The following is a 17,115-nucleotide window of genomic DNA, read 5'->3' on the forward strand; positions in this document are numbered from 1 at the left end:
CAATTACGGAAATACAACTTCATAGTTATGTGAACCATGGTATTTTTAGGAGGAACAAATCAAATGAACTTATTAGCAAAAACAAGAAAAATCAATGCAATGCTCCAAAAGGCAGCCGGTAAAGCCGTTAACTTTAAAGAAATGGCAGAAAGCTTGAGTGAAGTTATTGAAGCAAATGTATTCGTCGTTAGCCGCCGCGGGAAATTATTAGGAATAGCTGTAAGTCAGCAAATCGAAAATGAGCGCATGTACAAGATGTTGGAAGATAAACAATTCCCTGAAGTGTACACAAACAACTTGTTTAATATTCCTGAAACATCTTCCAATCTTGATATTGAGAGCGAATATACTGCGTTTCCAGTGGAAAACAAAGAGCTTTTCAAAACGGGATTAACAACAATCGTACCAATCATGGGTGGAGGAGAGCGTTTAGGAACTTTGGTTCTTGCCCGTTTACAAGAAAAATTCCACGATGACGATTTAATTTTAGCCGAGTATGGTGCGACTGTAGTCGGTATGGAAATTCTTCGTGAGAAATCAGAAGAGATTGAAGAGGAAGCCCGCAGTAAGGCTGTCGTTCAAATGGCGATTTCCTCGTTATCGTATAGTGAATTGGAAGCTATCGAGCACATTTTCGAAGAGCTAAAAGGAAATGAAGGTCTGCTTGTAGCATCTAAAATTGCAGATCGCGTAGGTATCACCCGTTCAGTAATCGTTAACGCACTAAGGAAATTGGAAAGTGCAGGAGTCATTGAATCACGTTCCCTTGGAATGAAAGGTACTTATATCAAAGTATTGAACGATAAATTCCTGCTAGAATTAGAAAAACTTAAAAATAATTAATACCAAAAAGGCAATCCTTGCAATAAGGCTGCTTCAAAATGTAGACGAACTCGATGAAGACCGGGTTCGCCTGCATTTTTTTTTGATTTGATTTGCCTCTCGCAACACTTCGCTTGGATTTTACTTTTAGGGAGTATACCATTAGACTGAATTTTTTTTAAAAAAAGAGGTATTTCGGATTACCGAACCTTGAGGATAATGTGAAAATAGGAGTGTTTTCCCAATAGGCCAGTTAAATTCTTCTTGAAAAGGGTAATTATATTATTATAACTACTCAACTAACGGACAATCGATACTTTTGATTGAAGAGTTGGTTTTTTGAACTTCCCTTCAAAGCAGATTCGGTTTTTAGCCATTTGCCGAATTTGTCGAATGGCTGGCCGATGTTTAACTCTCTCTTTTTTTAAAAAACTGAATAAATGGATAACTTGTATTTTTTGATGAATTCCTTGCTGTTAAAAGGGTGAGGCAAGTAATATGGAAAAAATTACTTTAAATTTATTTGAAAATTAGTTCTAAAGTATCAGGTATATGGATACGTTTTTCGATATGATAAATAAGCTAATAGAAGTAAAATTTGGGTAAAATGTAGAATACCCTAACAAAATGTAATAAACCGTAATATTATACCTTGAATAATCCTATGAAAATCGTCAAATTTGAGCATTTTGTGACATTTTTCGACTATAATAGGACTAAAGTCTGTGTTTAGTTTATAGACATAGTTATTTTGTTTCTTTAAAATTAAACCATGAAAGCAATGGTTTAATTTAATGAAAAAGTAATTATTTGTTATAAATAGAAAGAGGTGAATGGTATGGAACTATTTTCAAATACTTTTCGATCACTTGAAAATGCTCTTGATTATTCTAATACAAAACAAAAAGTCATTTCACAGAACATAGCGAATTCGGATACGCCTAACTATAAAGCTAAAGAGGTCGATAAAACACAATCTTTTAAAGCGGAGCTCGAATCTTCACTAGAATCATATCGAACAGATGTCAGGCATCTTGCCTTCACCCCTGAAGACAGTCAGGGATCAACAATCGTGACAAAGAAAAATGTCCAATACAACAATAATGGCAATAGCGTGGACGTAGATAAGGAAATGACGGATCTTGCGGCCAATCAAATTTATTACAATGCTGTATCCGACAGGCTATCAGGTAAATTCAAATCATTGGAGAATGTAATTAAGGGAGGTAAGTGATGGGGATTTTCCAAAGTATAAATATGACCGGCTCCAGCCTGACCAGTCAGCGGTTAAGGATGGATGTAATCTCTGCAAATATGGCTAATGCCGAAACCACCAGAGGCGAATATGATGCGGAAACGAAATCATGGAAGCCGTACACAAGAAAAGCGGTCGTGCTGCAAAGCAAGGAAGAGGGTTTTTCCAGTTTCCTAAACGCCGCATCCAAAAAAACGAGCGGGGTTGGAAATGGTGTCAAGGTGACGGAAATCGTAAAAGATCAAACCCCCTATAAACTGGATTATAATCCCGATCATCCAGATGCCAATGAAGATGGATACGTTGAAATGCCAAATGTCGATCCACTAAGGGAAATGGTGGATTTAATGAGTGTCACGCGCTCATACGAGGCTAATGTGACCGTGTTGAATGCCTCAAAGGGAATGATGATGAAGGCATTGGAAATAGGCAAATAAAAAAATGAATGGAGAGTGTTGATGTGGAGGGGATTTCGCTATCGCCTGTCAGCAATGCCGGGAATGTACTGAAAAAAGAACAGAGCAAGATTAATACACCATACGAAGCACAGCAAAATTTTGCGTCCGTCTTAAAAGAATCAATGAATAAAGTTAATGAAACACAGGTGGCATCAGATGACCTGACGACTAAACTGGTGAATGGAGAAGATGTTGAGCTTCATTCGGTGATGATAGCTTCACAAAAAGCCAGCATTACGATGCAGGCTACATTAGAGGTTCGGAATAAGGTGGTTGAAGCCTACCAGGAAATGATGAGAATGAGTATCTAGCATTCATTTTTTTAAACCTCATTTATATAGAGAAAAAATGACCAGGGGGATATGCATCCCCCATCATAAATTCATAGACTGACCGGGGGATTTAAATGAATGATGCACTAATGAATATGAAAAATAAAATAACTGCATACTGGTCGAGCCGGAGTAAAAAGCAAAAAATGCTGATGATTGGTTCCGCCGCTTTAATGATCATCATCATTTCGGCCGTTTCGATCCTGACCACGCGCACGACGCTGGTACCCTTATATTCCAATCTAACACCTTCGGAAACGGGGAGCATCAAAGAGAACTTAGACAGTCAAGGAATCAAAAATGAAATTACGGAAAATGGTACGACGATAAAAGTTCCTGAAGAAAGCGTGGATACGCTTAAAGTGGAATTGGCCGCTGAAGGAATTCCTGATTCGGGCAATATCGACTATTCATTTTTTAGTCAAAGTGCTGGAATCGGGATGACCGAAAATGAATTCAATGTCATTAAATTGGACTCGATGCAAACGGAGCTGGCCAGTTTAATTAAGAAAATAGATGGAGTACAGGATGCAAGCGTGATGATCACGCTTCCTGATAAAGGCGTATTTGTAAGTGATGCAGCGGGGGAAGCTTCGGCATCCATTGTACTGAATACGAAACCGGGATATAAATTTGAAGAAAGCCAAATCAATTCGCTTTATCATCTTGTTTCGAAAAGCGTTCCGAATCTTCCTACCGATAATATCGTCATCATGAATCAAGACTTTGAGTATTATGACCTAGAAAATGAAAATTCTTCTTTCGCGTCGGCATTTGCTTCTCAAAACGAGATAAAAAAAGAAATAGAACGTGATATCCAAAGGCAAGTTCAAAATATGCTCGGAACGATAATGGGTCGGGATAAAGTGGTCGTTTCCGTCACGACGGACATCGATTTCACACAAGAAAACCGGGAAGAGAATTTAGTGGAACCGGTCGACAAAGAAAATATGGCCGGAATCGAGATTTCCGCGCAAAGGATCAATGAATCGTATAGCGGGGATCAAGCGGCTGCCGGGGGCGTTCCGCAAAGTGAGGACTCCTCAGATTCATTGGGATCTTACTCATCAGGGAGTAACGGATCCGGTGATTATGAAAAAGTGGATGAAAAGATAAATAGTGAAGTGAACCGGATCAAGAAGGAAATAGTGGGTAGCCCTTATAAAGTGAAGGACTTGGGCATACAGGTCATGGTCGAGCCGCCGAAGGCAAACGACCCCAATTCTCTATCTCAACAGAGTGTGGATGATATCACCCAGATTCTCGGGACGATTATCCGCACGACAATCGAGAAAAAGGCTGAAGGGGAAGAGCTGACGGACGAAGAGCTGACGAATAAAATAGCGATTTCTGTTCAACCGTTCAACGGGAAAATGAAACTGCCGAAAGAGGAAGCCAATTCTTCGTTGCCAATGTGGGCTTACATAGTCGGAGGAGTGCTGATACTTGCCATTATCATTCTCTTAATCTTATTCTTCCGTTCCCGCAGGCAATCCGAAATGGAAGAGGAATATGTGGTGGAAGAGGAAGAGGTCGTATTCGATGTACCGGATTTGAACAAGGAAAAAGAAACGGAAGCATCTTTAAAGAGAAAACAACTGGAGAAACTTGCAAAAGAAAAACCAGATGAATTCGCAAAATTATTAAGAAGCTGGATAGCGGAAGATTAGGAGGCTGGGCAAGTGACAGACAGAAAGAAAAAGGCCGGATTGACTGGTAAGCAGAAAGCCGCCATCCTCCTTATTTCATTAGGCCCGGATGTTTCTGCATCCGTATATAAGCATCTATCCGAAGAGGAAATTGAGAGGTTGACCCTTGAAATCTCGGGAGTGAGAAAAGTGGAATCGCATGATAAAGAAGAGATTCTTGAGGAGTTCCACAACATTGCTTTGGCTCAGGATTATATTTCCCAAGGCGGGATAGGGTATGCAAAGCAAGTGCTTGAAAAGGCGTTGGGATCCGATCAGGCAGCGGCCATCATTAACCGGTTGACATCTTCCTTACAGGTACGGCCGTTCGACTTTGCAAGAAAGGCAGATCCAGGCCAAATATTGAATTTCATCCAGAATGAACATCCTCAGACCATTGCATTGATCCTGTCGTACCTAGACCCGGCACAAGCTGGACAAATATTGTCTGAGCTCCCGCAAGAGGTACAGGCTGATATTGCGAGAAGGATCGCGTTAATGGATAGCACCTCGCCGGAAATCATCAATGAAGTGGAGCAAATACTCGAAAGGAAGCTGTCTGCGACCGTGACTCAAGATTATACGCAGACCGGTGGAGTAGAGGCGGTTGTCGATGTATTGAACGGTGTGGATCGCTCAACCGAACGAACGATCTTGGATGCCCTCGAAATCCAGGATCCCGAGCTTGCTGAAGAAATCAAGAAACGGATGTTTGTTTTCGAAGATATCGTGACCCTTGATGGCAGAGCGATTCAGCGTGTGGTCAGGGAATCTGAAAACGAGGACCTTAAACTTTCCCTTAAAGTGGCAAGTGATGAAGTAAAGGAAATTGTTTTCCGAAATATGTCAAAACGGATGGTCGAAACGTTCCAGGAAGAAATGGAGTATATGGGACCTGTACGTTTGCGAGATGTTGAAGAAGCCCAATCAAGAATCGTTGCGGTCATCCGCCGATTGGAAGAAACTGGAGAAATTGTGATTGCCCGCGGTGGAGGGGATGATATCATTGTCTAGGATCATAAAATCCCGGCAGGCACAACGAGAGGACAGTAGAAAGGTCACGATAAAGGTGCGTCCTTTCGACTTTTTTCAAGCGGGAAATGAGGATGAGGAGCAAGGCCTTCACCATTTTCAATCTGGTGAATTCCTGAATCATGCCAAACAGGAAGCTGAAATGTTAATACTGGAGGCTCAGCAACAAGCGCAAGCGATTGCTGCCGGTATTCAGAAGGAACGTGAGAATTGGGAAAACGAAGAAAAGCTGATGTATATCGAACAAGCCCAAAAAGAAGGCTATCAGCAAGGAGTCGAAGATGGCATCCAAAAGGGCTATAACGAAATCGCAGGTGAAGTCGCCTATGCGAAAGACGTGGTGGAATCTTCAAAAAAAGATTATCGCCAGCATATCGAATCCTCGGAAACCGTAATTTTGGACCTTGCCATGAAGGTGGCGGCGAAAATCATTGGAAGCGAGATCGAAAAAGATGATGCGTCCTTTCTATCGATCGTCAAGAACGCGATCAAAGAGGTGCGGGATTACCGGGAAGTGCAATTGCACATCCATCCTGTTCACTACCAATCGATTCTTTCCCACAAGGAAGAATTGATCGCGATCTTTCCGAGGGATACGGAGTTGTATATCTTTCCCGATGATGAGCTGGAAGAAAGCAGCTGTATTATCGAATCCGAAAAGGGAAGGATCGATGCAAGCGTCGATAGTCAGCTGGAGGTAATCAAAACGAAACTAACTGAATTGCTGGAAGGGGAGCAAAAATGAAAGCTTTGGATCTATTGCCCTTGGTCGAAGATGTCGATCCATACAAACATTATGGACGGGTCAAACGGGTCGTAGGGTTAATGATAGAATCTCAAGGCCCTGAAAGCTCTGTAGGTGATGTTTGCTATATCTATACGGGCATGCAAAAAAAGAAAAATCGAATATTGGCGGAAGTCGTCGGGTTTCGTGATGAGATGGTCATCTTAATGCCATTTACGGCAGTTAGTGATATAGCCCCGGGGTGCATGGTTGAAGGGAGCGGGCGGAGCCTGGAGATTAAGGTTGGCAGCGGCTTGATTGGCAAGGTGGTTGATCCATTGGGGCAGCCAATTGATGATTCCCTGCTCCCGAAAGGCCTCGCTACCGTTCCTGTTGATCAAGATCCGCCCAATCCGATGAAACGTCCCCCGATTCATGAGCAGATAGATGTAGGTGTCCGGGTGATTGATAGTTTATTGACCGTCGGAAAAGGTCAGCGAGTTGGCATCTTCGCAGGGAGCGGTGTCGGGAAGAGTACACTGCTTGGCATGGTGGCAAGGAATACGACCGCTGATATAAACGTAATCGGCCTTGTGGGTGAACGTGGCCGTGAAGTTCGTGAATTCATTGAAAAGGATCTCGGTCCAGAAGGACTGGCGCGATCGATCGTTGTTGTTGCGACTTCCGATCAGCCGGCGCTGATGAGGATAAAAGGAGCATTGACGGCAACGGCAATAGCCGAATATTTCCGTGATAAAGGATTGAACGTAATGCTGATGATGGACTCGGTCACAAGGGTTGCAATGGCCCAGAGGGAAATCGGGCTGGCCATTGGCGAACCACCAACGACCAAGGGGTATACCCCATCCGTTTTCGCCATTTTGCCTAGGCTTTTGGAAAGGACTGGGACAAATCAGTTAGGAACGATTACAGCTTTTTATACGGTTCTAGTCGATGGTGATGACATGAATGAGCCGATTGCCGATGCAGTGAGGGGAATATTGGATGGTCACTTCATACTTGACCGAGATTTGGCCAATAAAGGACAGTTTCCCGCGATCAACATCTTAAAGAGCATCAGTCGGGTCATGAATAACATTGCCCAAGATAGGCATAAGAAATCCGCAGAAAAACTGCGGGCAAACTTATCAACTTATATGGAGTCGGAAGATTTGATCAATATAGGTGCTTATAAAAGAGGATCATCAAAACAAATTGATGACTCGATTACGCGCTATCCGGAAATCATCTCTTTCTTAAAGCAGGGGACTCATGAAAAGGCGGCCAAGGATGATAGTATCAATGCCCTGGTCGGATTGATGGAGAAAGGTGATCAGTCATGATTTATCAATATAAATTCGAGAAGATCCTGTCCATTAAAGAAAAGGAAAAAAACGACGCATTGGCTAAATATAATGCTGCTGTAAAACGATTTGAAGAAGTGGCAGAAAAATTGTATCGTCTCTTGAAGAAAAAAGAAGAGTTGCTTGACTTTCAGCAGGAAAAGTTGCGAAATGGTTTATCGATCCAGGAGATTCGTCATCATCAGTTATTCATGGATAATCTGGAGATACTGGTGAGCCATTGCCAACAGGAAGTCATTGAATCGCGTTACAAAATGAATTTTCAACGGGATGCTCTTATGGAAAGAAATATTGAAGTGAAAAAGTACGAAAAAATGAAAGAAAATGATTTTCTTAAATTCCTCGATGTCATAAAGGAAGCTGAGAATAAACAAATGGATGAAATATCAATCCGCCAATTCTTAAGCAAAGGCGTTAGGTGATAGAATGCGTAAAAAAATCGAATCTAATGGAATGGAAGAATTGGAAGAAAGCAAGATAAGTAAGTTTCAATGGTTTCTTGTCATTTTCATACCGTTAATCTTTGCTGTAACTGTAGCATTGATCGTTTTAACAGTTGCAGGAGTCAATGTGGCGGATAAGGCCAAGGAAATGTCCGCAAAAATTCCCTTCATTGAATCGGGAAAAAAGGATGAGGAAAAAGGAAATGCAGACCGGAATGATGAGAAAGTTTCAATCAAACTGGAAAAATTGGAAACGGAAATTGAAACCAAGCAAAAAGAGATAGACAAGCTTGAAGGCATCATCGATACACGTGACAAGACCATTGAAAAGGCTGAAGCAGAAAAGCAGCAGCTTCAATTGGAAATGAATCAACTCAAGGTTAGTCAGAGCGGCAATGCCAAGGCTTTCAAAGATATCATCCGCACCTATGAAACGATGGCCCCTAAGAAGTCTGCACCAATCATTACTGAAATGAATGAGCAAGACGCATTGAAAATTCTCTCAAGCATGAAGGCGGCCACATTAGCCAAGGTATTGGAGAACATGTCAACTGCGGATGCCGCAAGGTTAACGAAGAGGCTTACGGAACAAAGCACGCAAGAGGAAAGTTGAGGGAGGTGAGGATAGATGAATTCAGCCATTAATGCCTTTCTCCCGTCTGTATCGGCAGGTCAAAAGGTTACGTCAAAGCAAAACCAACCAATCCATTCCGGTTTTGGCTCAGTCCTTCAATCTGTTGCGGGGGCAGAAGCATCCCCTCCATCTGAAAGCCTTGACGTTCTTGAGGGAAGATTGTCCGCATTAGGGGAATTGCTTGATTTTTTGAAAAGCGGCACGTTGATGGACGGTGAGGAAGAGGCAGTTGTTGAAGGGGGTGCAGCTAATACCCAAGAAGATATCAGCAACCAACTTTTGCGGGTTCTAAAAAAAATAACTGGAAACGATGAAGATAGCCTTTCTGAATTCCTTTCCAGCATAGAAGAGCTGGATTTAGAGCAAGAACAAGATGATTTGGACCTGAAATCTCAAAGCCTGGTATCGGGCAATGTCATGGAACTATATACCCTCCTAAAAAAAGTCTCGGTGTTTAGTGAAGAAGAATGGCATAAGCTGCCAATCCCTGGTGGGGCGAATTTGTTGAAATTGGTAAAAATCCAAAATTTGCTATCAGAGAATAAAGAGATGACGCAAGATGAAGCGGTCATCCAGAAGCAACTGAAAAACCTGCTTGAAGGGATGACCGGCAAGCTGGAAAAATGGCTATCCCATCAGCAAAAAGCAAATCCTGAACCTGATCAAACCAATATTTTGGGTACGGCACGAACTAACCAAAATGAAATCCTGAAAAGCGCATTCTTGACATTCTCAACAAGCGAGAAGGGAAGCAAGGAAACTAAAAGCGGCAGCGGTTTAGCTGTGAAAACCGTGGATGGGGGCCTCTTTCAAGGCACAGGCATACCTTTGACCATGACGAAGCTGGAACAATTCGTACTGACCGTTTCCAAAGGGGAGCAAACAGTCAGCCAAGAAGAATTCGTTAAGCAATTCGAAAATATTTTGGGCAAGGCAAATTTCAATGCGCATAACGGTGTAAATAAGCTGTTGATCCGGTTGAATCCGGAACATCTAGGAACCTTGAGAATCGAATTGATCCAAAAGGACGGGCTGATGTCAGCAAGGATATTGGCCACTACTGCACAGGCAAAGGATATGCTCGAGAAGCAGATTCATGGATTGAAGCAAGCCTTTAGCGGGCAAAGCATTCAAATCGAAAAAATTGAAATTTCCCAGGCCTTCACCGCTTTCGGTTCCGAGAAATTCTTACAGAAGGATGCGGATGAACGGCACGAGCGACAGCAGCGTAAGGAAGAAAGCAACGATGAGGGAGAAGGCGAATTTACAGGCTCCCTTGCTGAAGCTCTGCTAAATATGGAAGTGTAGAGGTGAAAAAATGACGACCATCGATACATCACTTTTATTATCGAATAATCAACAGGACAAAAGAAACACGGGCGATGCATTAGGAAAAGATGACTTTTTGAAATTGCTGCTCACCCAGCTGCAAAACCAAGATCCTTCAAGTCCAATGGACAATACCGAATTCATTGCCCAAATGGCGACATTTTCATCACTCGAACAGATGATGAATCTGGGGACGAAAATGGATGAAATCATCGGGATCAATCAACAAAATAGTTTAATGAATTATAACTCCTTTGTCGGGAAAGAAGTCACGTGGCATAAATTGGATGAGGGCGATGATAACCTTGCGATAGAAGAAGGAAAAGGAATCGTGAAATCCATTCAATATAAGGGCGAGAATGTGTATTTCCTTTTAGAAGATGGCACAAAACTTACACCGGCCAATATTTCCGCTATGGAACAAACAAGTACGACTTCGATTGGCCTAACTGCAGCAAGCGAGTTAATCGGGAAACGGGTAAGCTGGAAGGATGAAAAAAATGGAGATTCGTCAGCAATCGTTGTCTCTGTGTCCATGAATAAAGGCAAGCTGCAAATAGAAGTGGATGATGAAAGCAAAACCAAGCTGTCCTATGAGCAACTGACGGAAATTGCCAAACCATAAAGGGGCGGGAAAATGAATAAACTTGGTTTCCAAGCAAATCCCGCTCAGATGTTGTCACAGCCAAAGTTACCTTTGCGCCAAAGGCAGATCATCCCTCAAGGATTTCAGCACCATTTTCAAGCCGCCGCCGTGTCCCCTATTGAAAAATTGACCATCAGTAACATGCGCATATGAGGATGAATGAAAGAAATATCCAAATAGCGCCGCAAATGTGAGGGGAAATAGAAGTAAAAGCAGATGGGGCCAAAAAGAAGGGTCTGACCGAATCTCTTGTCATTACGGATAATGCTGCGCCCATAATAAGTACGAAAAATAACAAAGTCATTACGGTCATGGATAGGGATGAAGCATCATCGTAAATTTTCACGAACATTAAGGGAACCATCATTTTGGATTGATGGAATAGTAGGCTGGACCTAATATAGGAAGTCTCGACTGTGGAATGACGGAAGCGGTCGCAAAAAGAAAGGGGAGCTTTAATATGCTTCGTTCAATGTATTCGGGAATAAGCGGATTAAAAAACTTACAAACAAAATTGGATGTTATCGGCAATAACGTTGCCAATGTCAATACTTACGGTTTCAAAAAAAGCCGTGTGACATTCAGCGATGCGATGAACCAAACGATATCGGGTGCAAGCGCAGCTACAGCCAATAAGGGTGGGACTAACTCGAAACAAATCGGATTGGGCTCCACGATTGCTACGATTGATACCATCCATACTCAATCAAGCTTACAAACGACCGGACGGGATCTTGACTTGGGGATATCTGGCGATGGCTATTTTGTAGTCAAGCAAGGCGATGCACTTTCCTATACGCGGGCAGGAAACTTTTATTTGGATGATAACGGTACTCTAGTAAATGCGAATGGTTTGAAAGTACAAGCTTACAAGGTCGATGAAAACGGGAAACGGTCGAAAACCATCGGCGATGTCGCCGTTAACGTCAATGCCATCTTACCTGCAGTAACCACGACGAAAATATCGGTAAGTGAAAATCTTGCTGCTGATGCCATTGATGGTTCCGTATTCAGCCAGCAAATAAAAGTGGTGGATGGAAAGGGTAAGGAACAGACGGCCACGATTTATTTCCAAAAGACGAGTGATAATAAATGGAACGTTTTTGATGAAGAGCCTGCTGCACTTGGAGATACTTCAGCTACAAAACCAAAACCGTTCACTTCGTTGAATTTCGACGCGAATGGTCAGCTCGTGGCCGCTGACAAAAATCAGCCAAATAAAACGATTAACATAACAAGCGGCAAAGAGGATGACACGAATACAGCGGCTGATGAAAGCGTCCAAAGGGCTCAATTGGATTTTGATTTCTCAAAGCTCACTCAAGTCAAAGGCTCTACAACTGCATTAGTCAACCCGAATGGCAATAAAGAAGGAAAACTGGAAAGCTTCAATATTGGTTCGGCAGGGGAAGTGAATGGCGTTTATTCCAACGGTCTGATCACTACTTTAGGTCAGTTGGCAGTTGCCAAGTTTTCCAATTCATCAGGCTTGACGAAAACGGGGGGCAATACTTTCCAGGAATCGATCAACTCAGGTACGGCAAACATCAATATCCCTGGTGAGGGGCGCGGTGTGATCGCTTCAGGTTCATTGGAAATGTCCAATGTCGATCTGTCAGAAGAGTTCACGGAAATGATTGTTGCCCAACGGGGTTTTCAATCGAATTCCAGGATCATCACGACTTCGGATGAGATATTACAAGAATTGGTTAATTTAAAAAGATAGGTTAAAGGAGGGAGGAGCCCGGTGCTTTTTGCTCTGGCTCCTAAATATCATTATCAAAGTGACAAGACTCAATGGAAAATGCTTTCACGTCAATGCGTTGTACATAGACACAATCGAATCATTGCCTGATACGACCATCTCTTTTACAAATGGCAAAAAGATCGTGGTACTTGAAAAGGAAGAGGAAATGGTCGAAGCTATTATTCAATTTTATCGTACCGTGAATATTCTTGGATTCAGGAAGGGTGTGGAGGAAGGAACATGAAAAAAAAATTAATGACCATAATATTGATCATACTTGTGGCCATCACGCTGGTTGGTGTCATAGCGGTAGTGGTTGTGACAAAGTTATCTGAGCCCACATCTGCCGAAGCTAAACCGAGCATCGACGAAATCGTCAAATCATCTGTTGAAATTCCCGAAATAACAACGAACCTTGACGGCAATGATTATATCAAAATCTCATTTATGGTCCAAACCGAAAATAAAAAGGCAAAAGAAGAATTGGAAAAAAGAAATTTCCAGATGAAAAATATCATCATTACTGAACTGTCCGAAATGAAAGCGGAAGAGTTAACCGGTAAAAAAGGTAAAGAAAAATTACAAAATGTATTAAAGGATAGAATGAATGAATTAATGGAAGAAGGAAAAGTTGAAAAGGTTTATATAACCTCCTCGATTCTTCAATAAGAACAACCTTGCTTCATTAAATAAGAAGGGGAAGCTTTGGAGGTGAATGTTAATGTCCGGGGAAATATTATCACAAAACGAAATCGATGCTTTGCTATCGGCCATTTCAACAGGTGAAATGGATGCAGATGATTTAAAGAAAGAAGAACTGGAAAAAAGAGTGAAAGTGTATGACTTCAAAAGGGCACTCCGTTTTTCAAAGGATCAAATCAGGAGTCTGACCAGGATACATGAGAACTTTGCAAGGTTGCTGACCACTTACTTTTCAGCTCAGCTAAGGACGTATGTTCAAATATCCGTTGCTTCTGCAGACCAAATCCCGTATGAAGAGTTTATCCGTTCCATCCCTAAAATGACGATCCTGAATGTGTTTGAGGTGCCGCCTCTGGATGGCCGGATCATTCTTGAGGTCAACCCGAATATCGCCTATTCGATGATGGATCGAGTGTTGGGGGGACGGGGCATAAGCGTGAACAAAGTGGACAGTTTAACGGAAATAGAAACGAAAATCATGTCCAATTTATTCGAGAAGGCTTTTGAGAATTTGCAGGAGGCTTGGGGGACGATTGTTGAAATCGAGCCGGTGATGACCGAGTTCGAGGTGAACCCGCAATTCCTTCAATTAGTCTCGCCCAATGATACGGTAGTGGTCATTTCCTTGAATACACAAATTGGTGAAACGAGCGGGATGATCAACGTGTGCATTCCACATGTGGTTTTGGAGCCGATCATACCAAAGCTATCAGCACATTATTGGATGGAAACTGCCCAGAAGGAGAGAATTCCTGAGGAAATCATGATTTTAGAAAAACGGATCAGGAATGCTGACCTTCCGATTGTGTCCGAGCTCGGTTCTACCGATATCACCATCCAGGATTTTTTGTTACTGGATGTTGGTGATGTGATTGACTTAAATAAGGCGATCGAGGAACCTTTGATGATTAAGGTTGGAGGAATCCCTAAATATAGGGGGCAGCCAGGAAAAGTAGGCAAAAAGCACGCCATCCAGATTCTTGATATTTTGAAAGGGGGAGACGAAGATGATAAGTGATGAAATGCTCTCGCAAGACGAGATAGATGCCCTTTTAAAAGGTACAAGTGACATAGAAGATGAGGTGAGCCCTCTTGCGATTGACGAGTATTTATCGATGATGGAACTGGACGCTCTCGGTGAAATTGGTAATATTTCTTTCGGAAGCTCAGCCACGGCCTTATCCACATTATTGAACCAGAAAGTGGACATCACGACACCGACGGTAACCTTGATTGAGAGGGGCCAGATCGCTAGCGAATTTCCGCATCCATATGTAGCGATACAGGTGCAATATACGGAAGGGTTTTCAGGCATCAATATGCTCGTCATCAAACAAAGCGATGCGGCCATCATTGCCGATTTAATGCTTGGCGGCGATGGGCTGAATCCCTCAGATATGCTGGGGGAAATCCAGTTGAGTGCCGTTCAGGAAGCGATGAACCAAATGATGGGCTCGGCCGCGACATCCATGTCGACCATTTTCAGTAAAAAGGTCGATATTTCCCCGCCAAGCATAGACCTGCTTAACTTTTTGAATGGTGAAGGGGAAAACGCGATACCAAATGAAGATTTATTTGCAAAAATCTCATTCCGTCTTCGGGTCGGTACGTTAATCGATTCCAGCATCATGCAGCTGCTGCCTTTGGAATTCGCCAAAGGGTTAGTCTCTGAACTATTGAATGGAACAAACGAAGAGGCCGATATGAAGTTGGAAAAACCAGTGAGCCAGCCAACACACAGCCCCTCACCTGAGCCTGAACGTGTCCAGAGTACGGGATTGAAACCATCACCGGCAAATGACGCTTATGGGCAAGGCGGCTATCAAACGCATCCGGCAAGTCAAAGCCCGAATGTGCCGCAGCACTTTGGAGCCCCATCGGCCCCATCAGGCCCACCGGTGAATGTGCAGCCTGCGAGCTTCACTAGTTTTCAGCCCCATCAGCTTCAAGAGTCTGAATCGAAAAATCTAAGCATGCTGATGGATATTCCGCTGCAAGTAACGGTGGAGCTGGGGAGAACGAAGCGTTCTGTCAAGGATATTTTGGAGCTTTCCTCCGGTTCGATCATCGAATTGGATAAATTGGCAGGAGAGCCAGTCGATATCCTGGTTAACAGCCGTTTAATAGCAAAAGGTGAAGTGGTAGTGATCGATGAAAACTTTGGGGTCCGGGTTACGGATATCATGAGCCAAAGTGAACGATTAAATAAAATCAGATAAATTTGGGGGAAGAAAAAAATGGCGAATAGAATTTTAATAGTGGACGATGCAGCATTTATGAGAATGATGATTAAGGATATCTTGTCTAAAAATGGATTTGAGATCGTCGGCGAAGCAGCAGACGGTGCACAAGCGGTGGACAAATATAAAGAAACACATCCCGATCTTGTAACGATGGATATCACGATGCCAGAGATGGATGGAATCACAGCATTAAAGGAAATTAAAAAGATCAATCCTCAAGCTAAGGTCATTATGTGTTCAGCAATGGGGCAACAAGCGATGGTCATCGATGCGATCCAAGCTGGGGCGAAAGACTTTATCGTGAAGCCTTTCCAAGCAGACCGGGTGTTGGAAGCCATAAATAAAGCATTAAGTTAAGAGGGTGTCTTCATATTGTCTTTTATTAAAAAATGGCTACAGGTCTCATTGATGATAGCAATATTCTTCACTGGGGCCTTGCAGGCTCATGCGGAAAATCTTGATGAAACGGTGAAGGATGTCTATCGACAGCCGAATGCTAACGTGGATAAAGCTGACTCTAAAGACTTACAATCTAACAATCAAGCTTCTAGTCCCGATAAAGTCGGGATAACCGTTTGGGAATTTCTCAGGATGATATTTGCAACCATCTTTGTGGTAGGTCTTCTTTATATATTATTAAAATTCATCAATAAAAAAAATAAATCATACCAAAAGGCAAATTCAGTCGAAAATATAGGCGGTACCAGCCTTGGTGCAAATCGTTCCGTTCAGCTTGTTAAAGTGGGGGGCCGAATATTGGTGATCGGGGTGGGCGAAAATATCCAACTCCTTAAAGAAATCGATGATCCTTCGGAATGCGAACAGCTTTTGCAAGACCATAACGATAAGATCGATCAAATGCTGCAGCCCGGTGCCATGGCAATGAAGCTGAAAAATAAGTGGTTGAAGAAAAATGAATCAAAATCGGCCGGTTTCTCAACCGAGTTCAAAAATCAGCTCGATCAAATGTCCGCCAGCAGGAAGAAGCTGTTAAAGGAGCTTGATAGGAAAGGGAGAGACGATGAATGAATGAGTTCATGGAGTTTTTCAAAACTAGCGATCCCGCCAATGTCTCCACTTCCGTCAAGCTTGTCCTGCTCATGACCGTTTTAACGCTGGCTCCCAGCATTTTGATCCTGATGACGTGTTTCACAAGAATAATAATAGTACTGAGCTTTGTGAGAACATCATTAGGTACACAGCAGATGCCTCCGAATCAGGTGCTGGTCGGACTGGCTCTTTTCATGACATTTTTCATCATGGCACCGACATTTCAGGAAGTGAATGAGAAAGCACTGACTCCATTATTTAATGAACAAATAGATTTGGAAGAAGCATATGTGGAGGCCTCGATACCTTTTAAGGAATTCATGAGCGCCCATACAAGGCAGAAGGATCTGGCGTTGTTTTTGGACTATGCTAAGGTGGAAAAGCCTGAAACGATACAGGATATTCCTTTGACTGCGTTTGTACCGGCGTTTGCAATCAGTGAAATCAAAACGGCCTTTCAAATTGGCTTTATGATATTCATTCCATTTTTGGTTATCGATATGGTCGTAGCTAGCGTCCTGATGTCAATGGGGATGATGATGCTGCCGCCGGTCATGATTTCCCTGCCCTTTAAAATCCTTCTTTTCATTCTTGTCGATGGATGGTATTTGGTCGTGAAGTCTTTATTACAGAGTTTTTAAGCGGG

21 protein-coding genes are annotated in these 17,115 nt (G+C 42.7%); all 21 read left to right on the plus strand.

Features of this window, described 5'->3' with window-relative positions:
• Positions 1 to 63: 63 nt before the first annotated feature.
• The 21 genes from codY (at position 64) to fliP (ending at position 17,110) form a co-directional block, all read left to right on the plus strand.
• Complete coding sequence (gene codY / locus MHI53_RS08235; protein ID WP_057913419.1) at positions 64 to 843, plus strand: GTP-sensing pleiotropic transcriptional regulator CodY; 780 nt, start codon at positions 64 to 66, stop codon at positions 841 to 843.
• A gap of 817 nt (positions 844 to 1,660) precedes the next feature.
• A complete protein-coding gene (flgB, locus tag MHI53_RS08240; RefSeq protein WP_061144613.1) occupies positions 1,661 to 2,056 on the plus strand; it encodes a flagellar basal body rod protein FlgB in 396 nt (131 codons plus the stop codon).
• Positions 2,056 to 2,514 (plus strand): flagellar basal body rod protein FlgC, encoded by a 459-nt coding sequence (gene flgC / locus MHI53_RS08245; RefSeq protein WP_061144614.1) that lies wholly within the window; start codon positions 2,056 to 2,058, stop codon positions 2,512 to 2,514. Before flgB ends, flgC begins: the two co-directional genes overlap by 1 nt.
• A 23-nt stretch (positions 2,515 to 2,537) precedes the next feature.
• Positions 2,538 to 2,846: a flagellar hook-basal body complex protein FliE gene (fliE, locus tag MHI53_RS08250; RefSeq protein WP_232732504.1), complete on the plus strand. Its 309-nt coding sequence runs from the start codon at positions 2,538 to 2,540 to the stop codon at positions 2,844 to 2,846.
• A gap of 95 nt (positions 2,847 to 2,941) precedes the next feature.
• Positions 2,942 to 4,537: a flagellar basal-body MS-ring/collar protein FliF gene (gene fliF, locus MHI53_RS08255; RefSeq protein ID WP_061144616.1), complete on the plus strand. Its 1,596-nt coding sequence runs from the start codon at positions 2,942 to 2,944 to the stop codon at positions 4,535 to 4,537.
• A gap of 12 nt (positions 4,538 to 4,549) precedes the next feature.
• Positions 4,550 to 5,569 (plus strand): flagellar motor switch protein FliG, encoded by a 1,020-nt coding sequence (gene fliG / locus MHI53_RS08260; RefSeq protein WP_061144617.1) that lies wholly within the window; start codon positions 4,550 to 4,552, stop codon positions 5,567 to 5,569.
• On the plus strand, positions 5,562 to 6,332 hold the full coding sequence (gene fliH, locus MHI53_RS08265; protein ID WP_061144618.1) for a flagellar assembly protein FliH: 771 nt from the start codon (positions 5,562 to 5,564) through the stop codon (positions 6,330 to 6,332). Before fliG ends, fliH begins: the two co-directional genes overlap by 8 nt.
• Complete coding sequence (gene fliI, locus MHI53_RS08270) at positions 6,329 to 7,654, plus strand: flagellar protein export ATPase FliI (RefSeq protein WP_061144619.1); 1,326 nt, start codon at positions 6,329 to 6,331, stop codon at positions 7,652 to 7,654. Before fliH ends, fliI begins: the two co-directional genes overlap by 4 nt.
• The gene (gene fliJ / locus MHI53_RS08275; RefSeq protein WP_340373191.1) at positions 7,651 to 8,097 is read left to right on the plus strand and encodes a flagellar export protein FliJ; all 447 of its coding nucleotides are present in this window, start codon (positions 7,651 to 7,653) and stop codon (positions 8,095 to 8,097) included. The genes fliI and fliJ overlap by 4 nt, the downstream gene beginning before the upstream one ends.
• Before the next feature lie 4 nt (positions 8,098 to 8,101).
• Entirely contained in the window at positions 8,102 to 8,731 is a 630-nt protein-coding gene (locus MHI53_RS08280) for a hypothetical protein (protein WP_061144621.1), read from the plus strand.
• Between the two features lie 15 nt (positions 8,732 to 8,746).
• A complete protein-coding gene (locus MHI53_RS08285) occupies positions 8,747 to 10,060 on the plus strand; it encodes a flagellar hook-length control protein FliK (RefSeq protein ID WP_061144622.1) in 1,314 nt (437 codons plus the stop codon).
• Between the two features lie 10 nt (positions 10,061 to 10,070).
• The gene (gene flgD / locus MHI53_RS08290; protein ID WP_061144623.1) at positions 10,071 to 10,706 is read left to right on the plus strand and encodes a flagellar hook assembly protein FlgD; all 636 of its coding nucleotides are present in this window, start codon (positions 10,071 to 10,073) and stop codon (positions 10,704 to 10,706) included.
• A gap of 12 nt (positions 10,707 to 10,718) precedes the next feature.
• Entirely contained in the window at positions 10,719 to 10,880 is a 162-nt protein-coding gene (locus tag MHI53_RS08295; protein ID WP_340373192.1) for a hypothetical protein, read from the plus strand.
• A gap of 307 nt (positions 10,881 to 11,187) precedes the next feature.
• Positions 11,188 to 12,453, plus strand: coding sequence for a flagellar hook protein FlgE (locus tag MHI53_RS08300; RefSeq protein WP_061144739.1), 1,266 nt, complete (start codon positions 11,188 to 11,190; stop codon positions 12,451 to 12,453).
• 49 nt (positions 12,454 to 12,502) lie between these two features.
• Positions 12,503 to 12,718 carry a flagellar FlbD family protein gene (locus tag MHI53_RS08305; protein WP_061144740.1) on the plus strand — a complete coding sequence of 72 codons (216 nt, stop codon included), beginning with the start codon at positions 12,503 to 12,505 and terminating at the stop codon, positions 12,716 to 12,718.
• Positions 12,715 to 13,143, plus strand: a complete 429-nt coding sequence (gene fliL, locus MHI53_RS08310; protein ID WP_061144625.1) for a flagellar basal body-associated protein FliL — start codon at positions 12,715 to 12,717, stop codon at positions 13,141 to 13,143. The genes MHI53_RS08305 and fliL overlap by 4 nt, the downstream gene beginning before the upstream one ends.
• A 52-nt stretch (positions 13,144 to 13,195) precedes the next feature.
• Positions 13,196 to 14,194, plus strand: a complete 999-nt coding sequence (gene fliM / locus MHI53_RS08315) for a flagellar motor switch protein FliM (protein WP_061144626.1) — start codon at positions 13,196 to 13,198, stop codon at positions 14,192 to 14,194.
• The gene (fliY, locus tag MHI53_RS08320) at positions 14,184 to 15,395 is read left to right on the plus strand and encodes a flagellar motor switch phosphatase FliY (protein ID WP_061144627.1); all 1,212 of its coding nucleotides are present in this window, start codon (positions 14,184 to 14,186) and stop codon (positions 15,393 to 15,395) included. The genes fliM and fliY overlap by 11 nt, the downstream gene beginning before the upstream one ends.
• 18 nt (positions 15,396 to 15,413) lie before the next feature.
• Positions 15,414 to 15,776 (plus strand): response regulator, encoded by a 363-nt coding sequence (locus tag MHI53_RS08325; RefSeq protein WP_061144628.1) that lies wholly within the window; start codon positions 15,414 to 15,416, stop codon positions 15,774 to 15,776.
• 15 nt (positions 15,777 to 15,791) lie between these two features.
• The gene (locus MHI53_RS08330) at positions 15,792 to 16,448 is read left to right on the plus strand and encodes a flagellar biosynthetic protein FliO (RefSeq protein WP_061144629.1); all 657 of its coding nucleotides are present in this window, start codon (positions 15,792 to 15,794) and stop codon (positions 16,446 to 16,448) included.
• Positions 16,445 to 17,110 (plus strand): flagellar type III secretion system pore protein FliP, encoded by a 666-nt coding sequence (gene fliP / locus MHI53_RS08335; protein WP_061144630.1) that lies wholly within the window; start codon positions 16,445 to 16,447, stop codon positions 17,108 to 17,110. The genes MHI53_RS08330 and fliP overlap by 4 nt, the downstream gene beginning before the upstream one ends.
• Positions 17,111 to 17,115: the final 5 nt, after the last annotated feature.

Origin of the sequence: Peribacillus sp. FSL E2-0218, from assembly GCF_037992945.1 — a bacterium.
GTDB lineage: Bacteria > Bacillota > Bacilli > Bacillales > DSM-1321 > Peribacillus > Peribacillus simplex_B.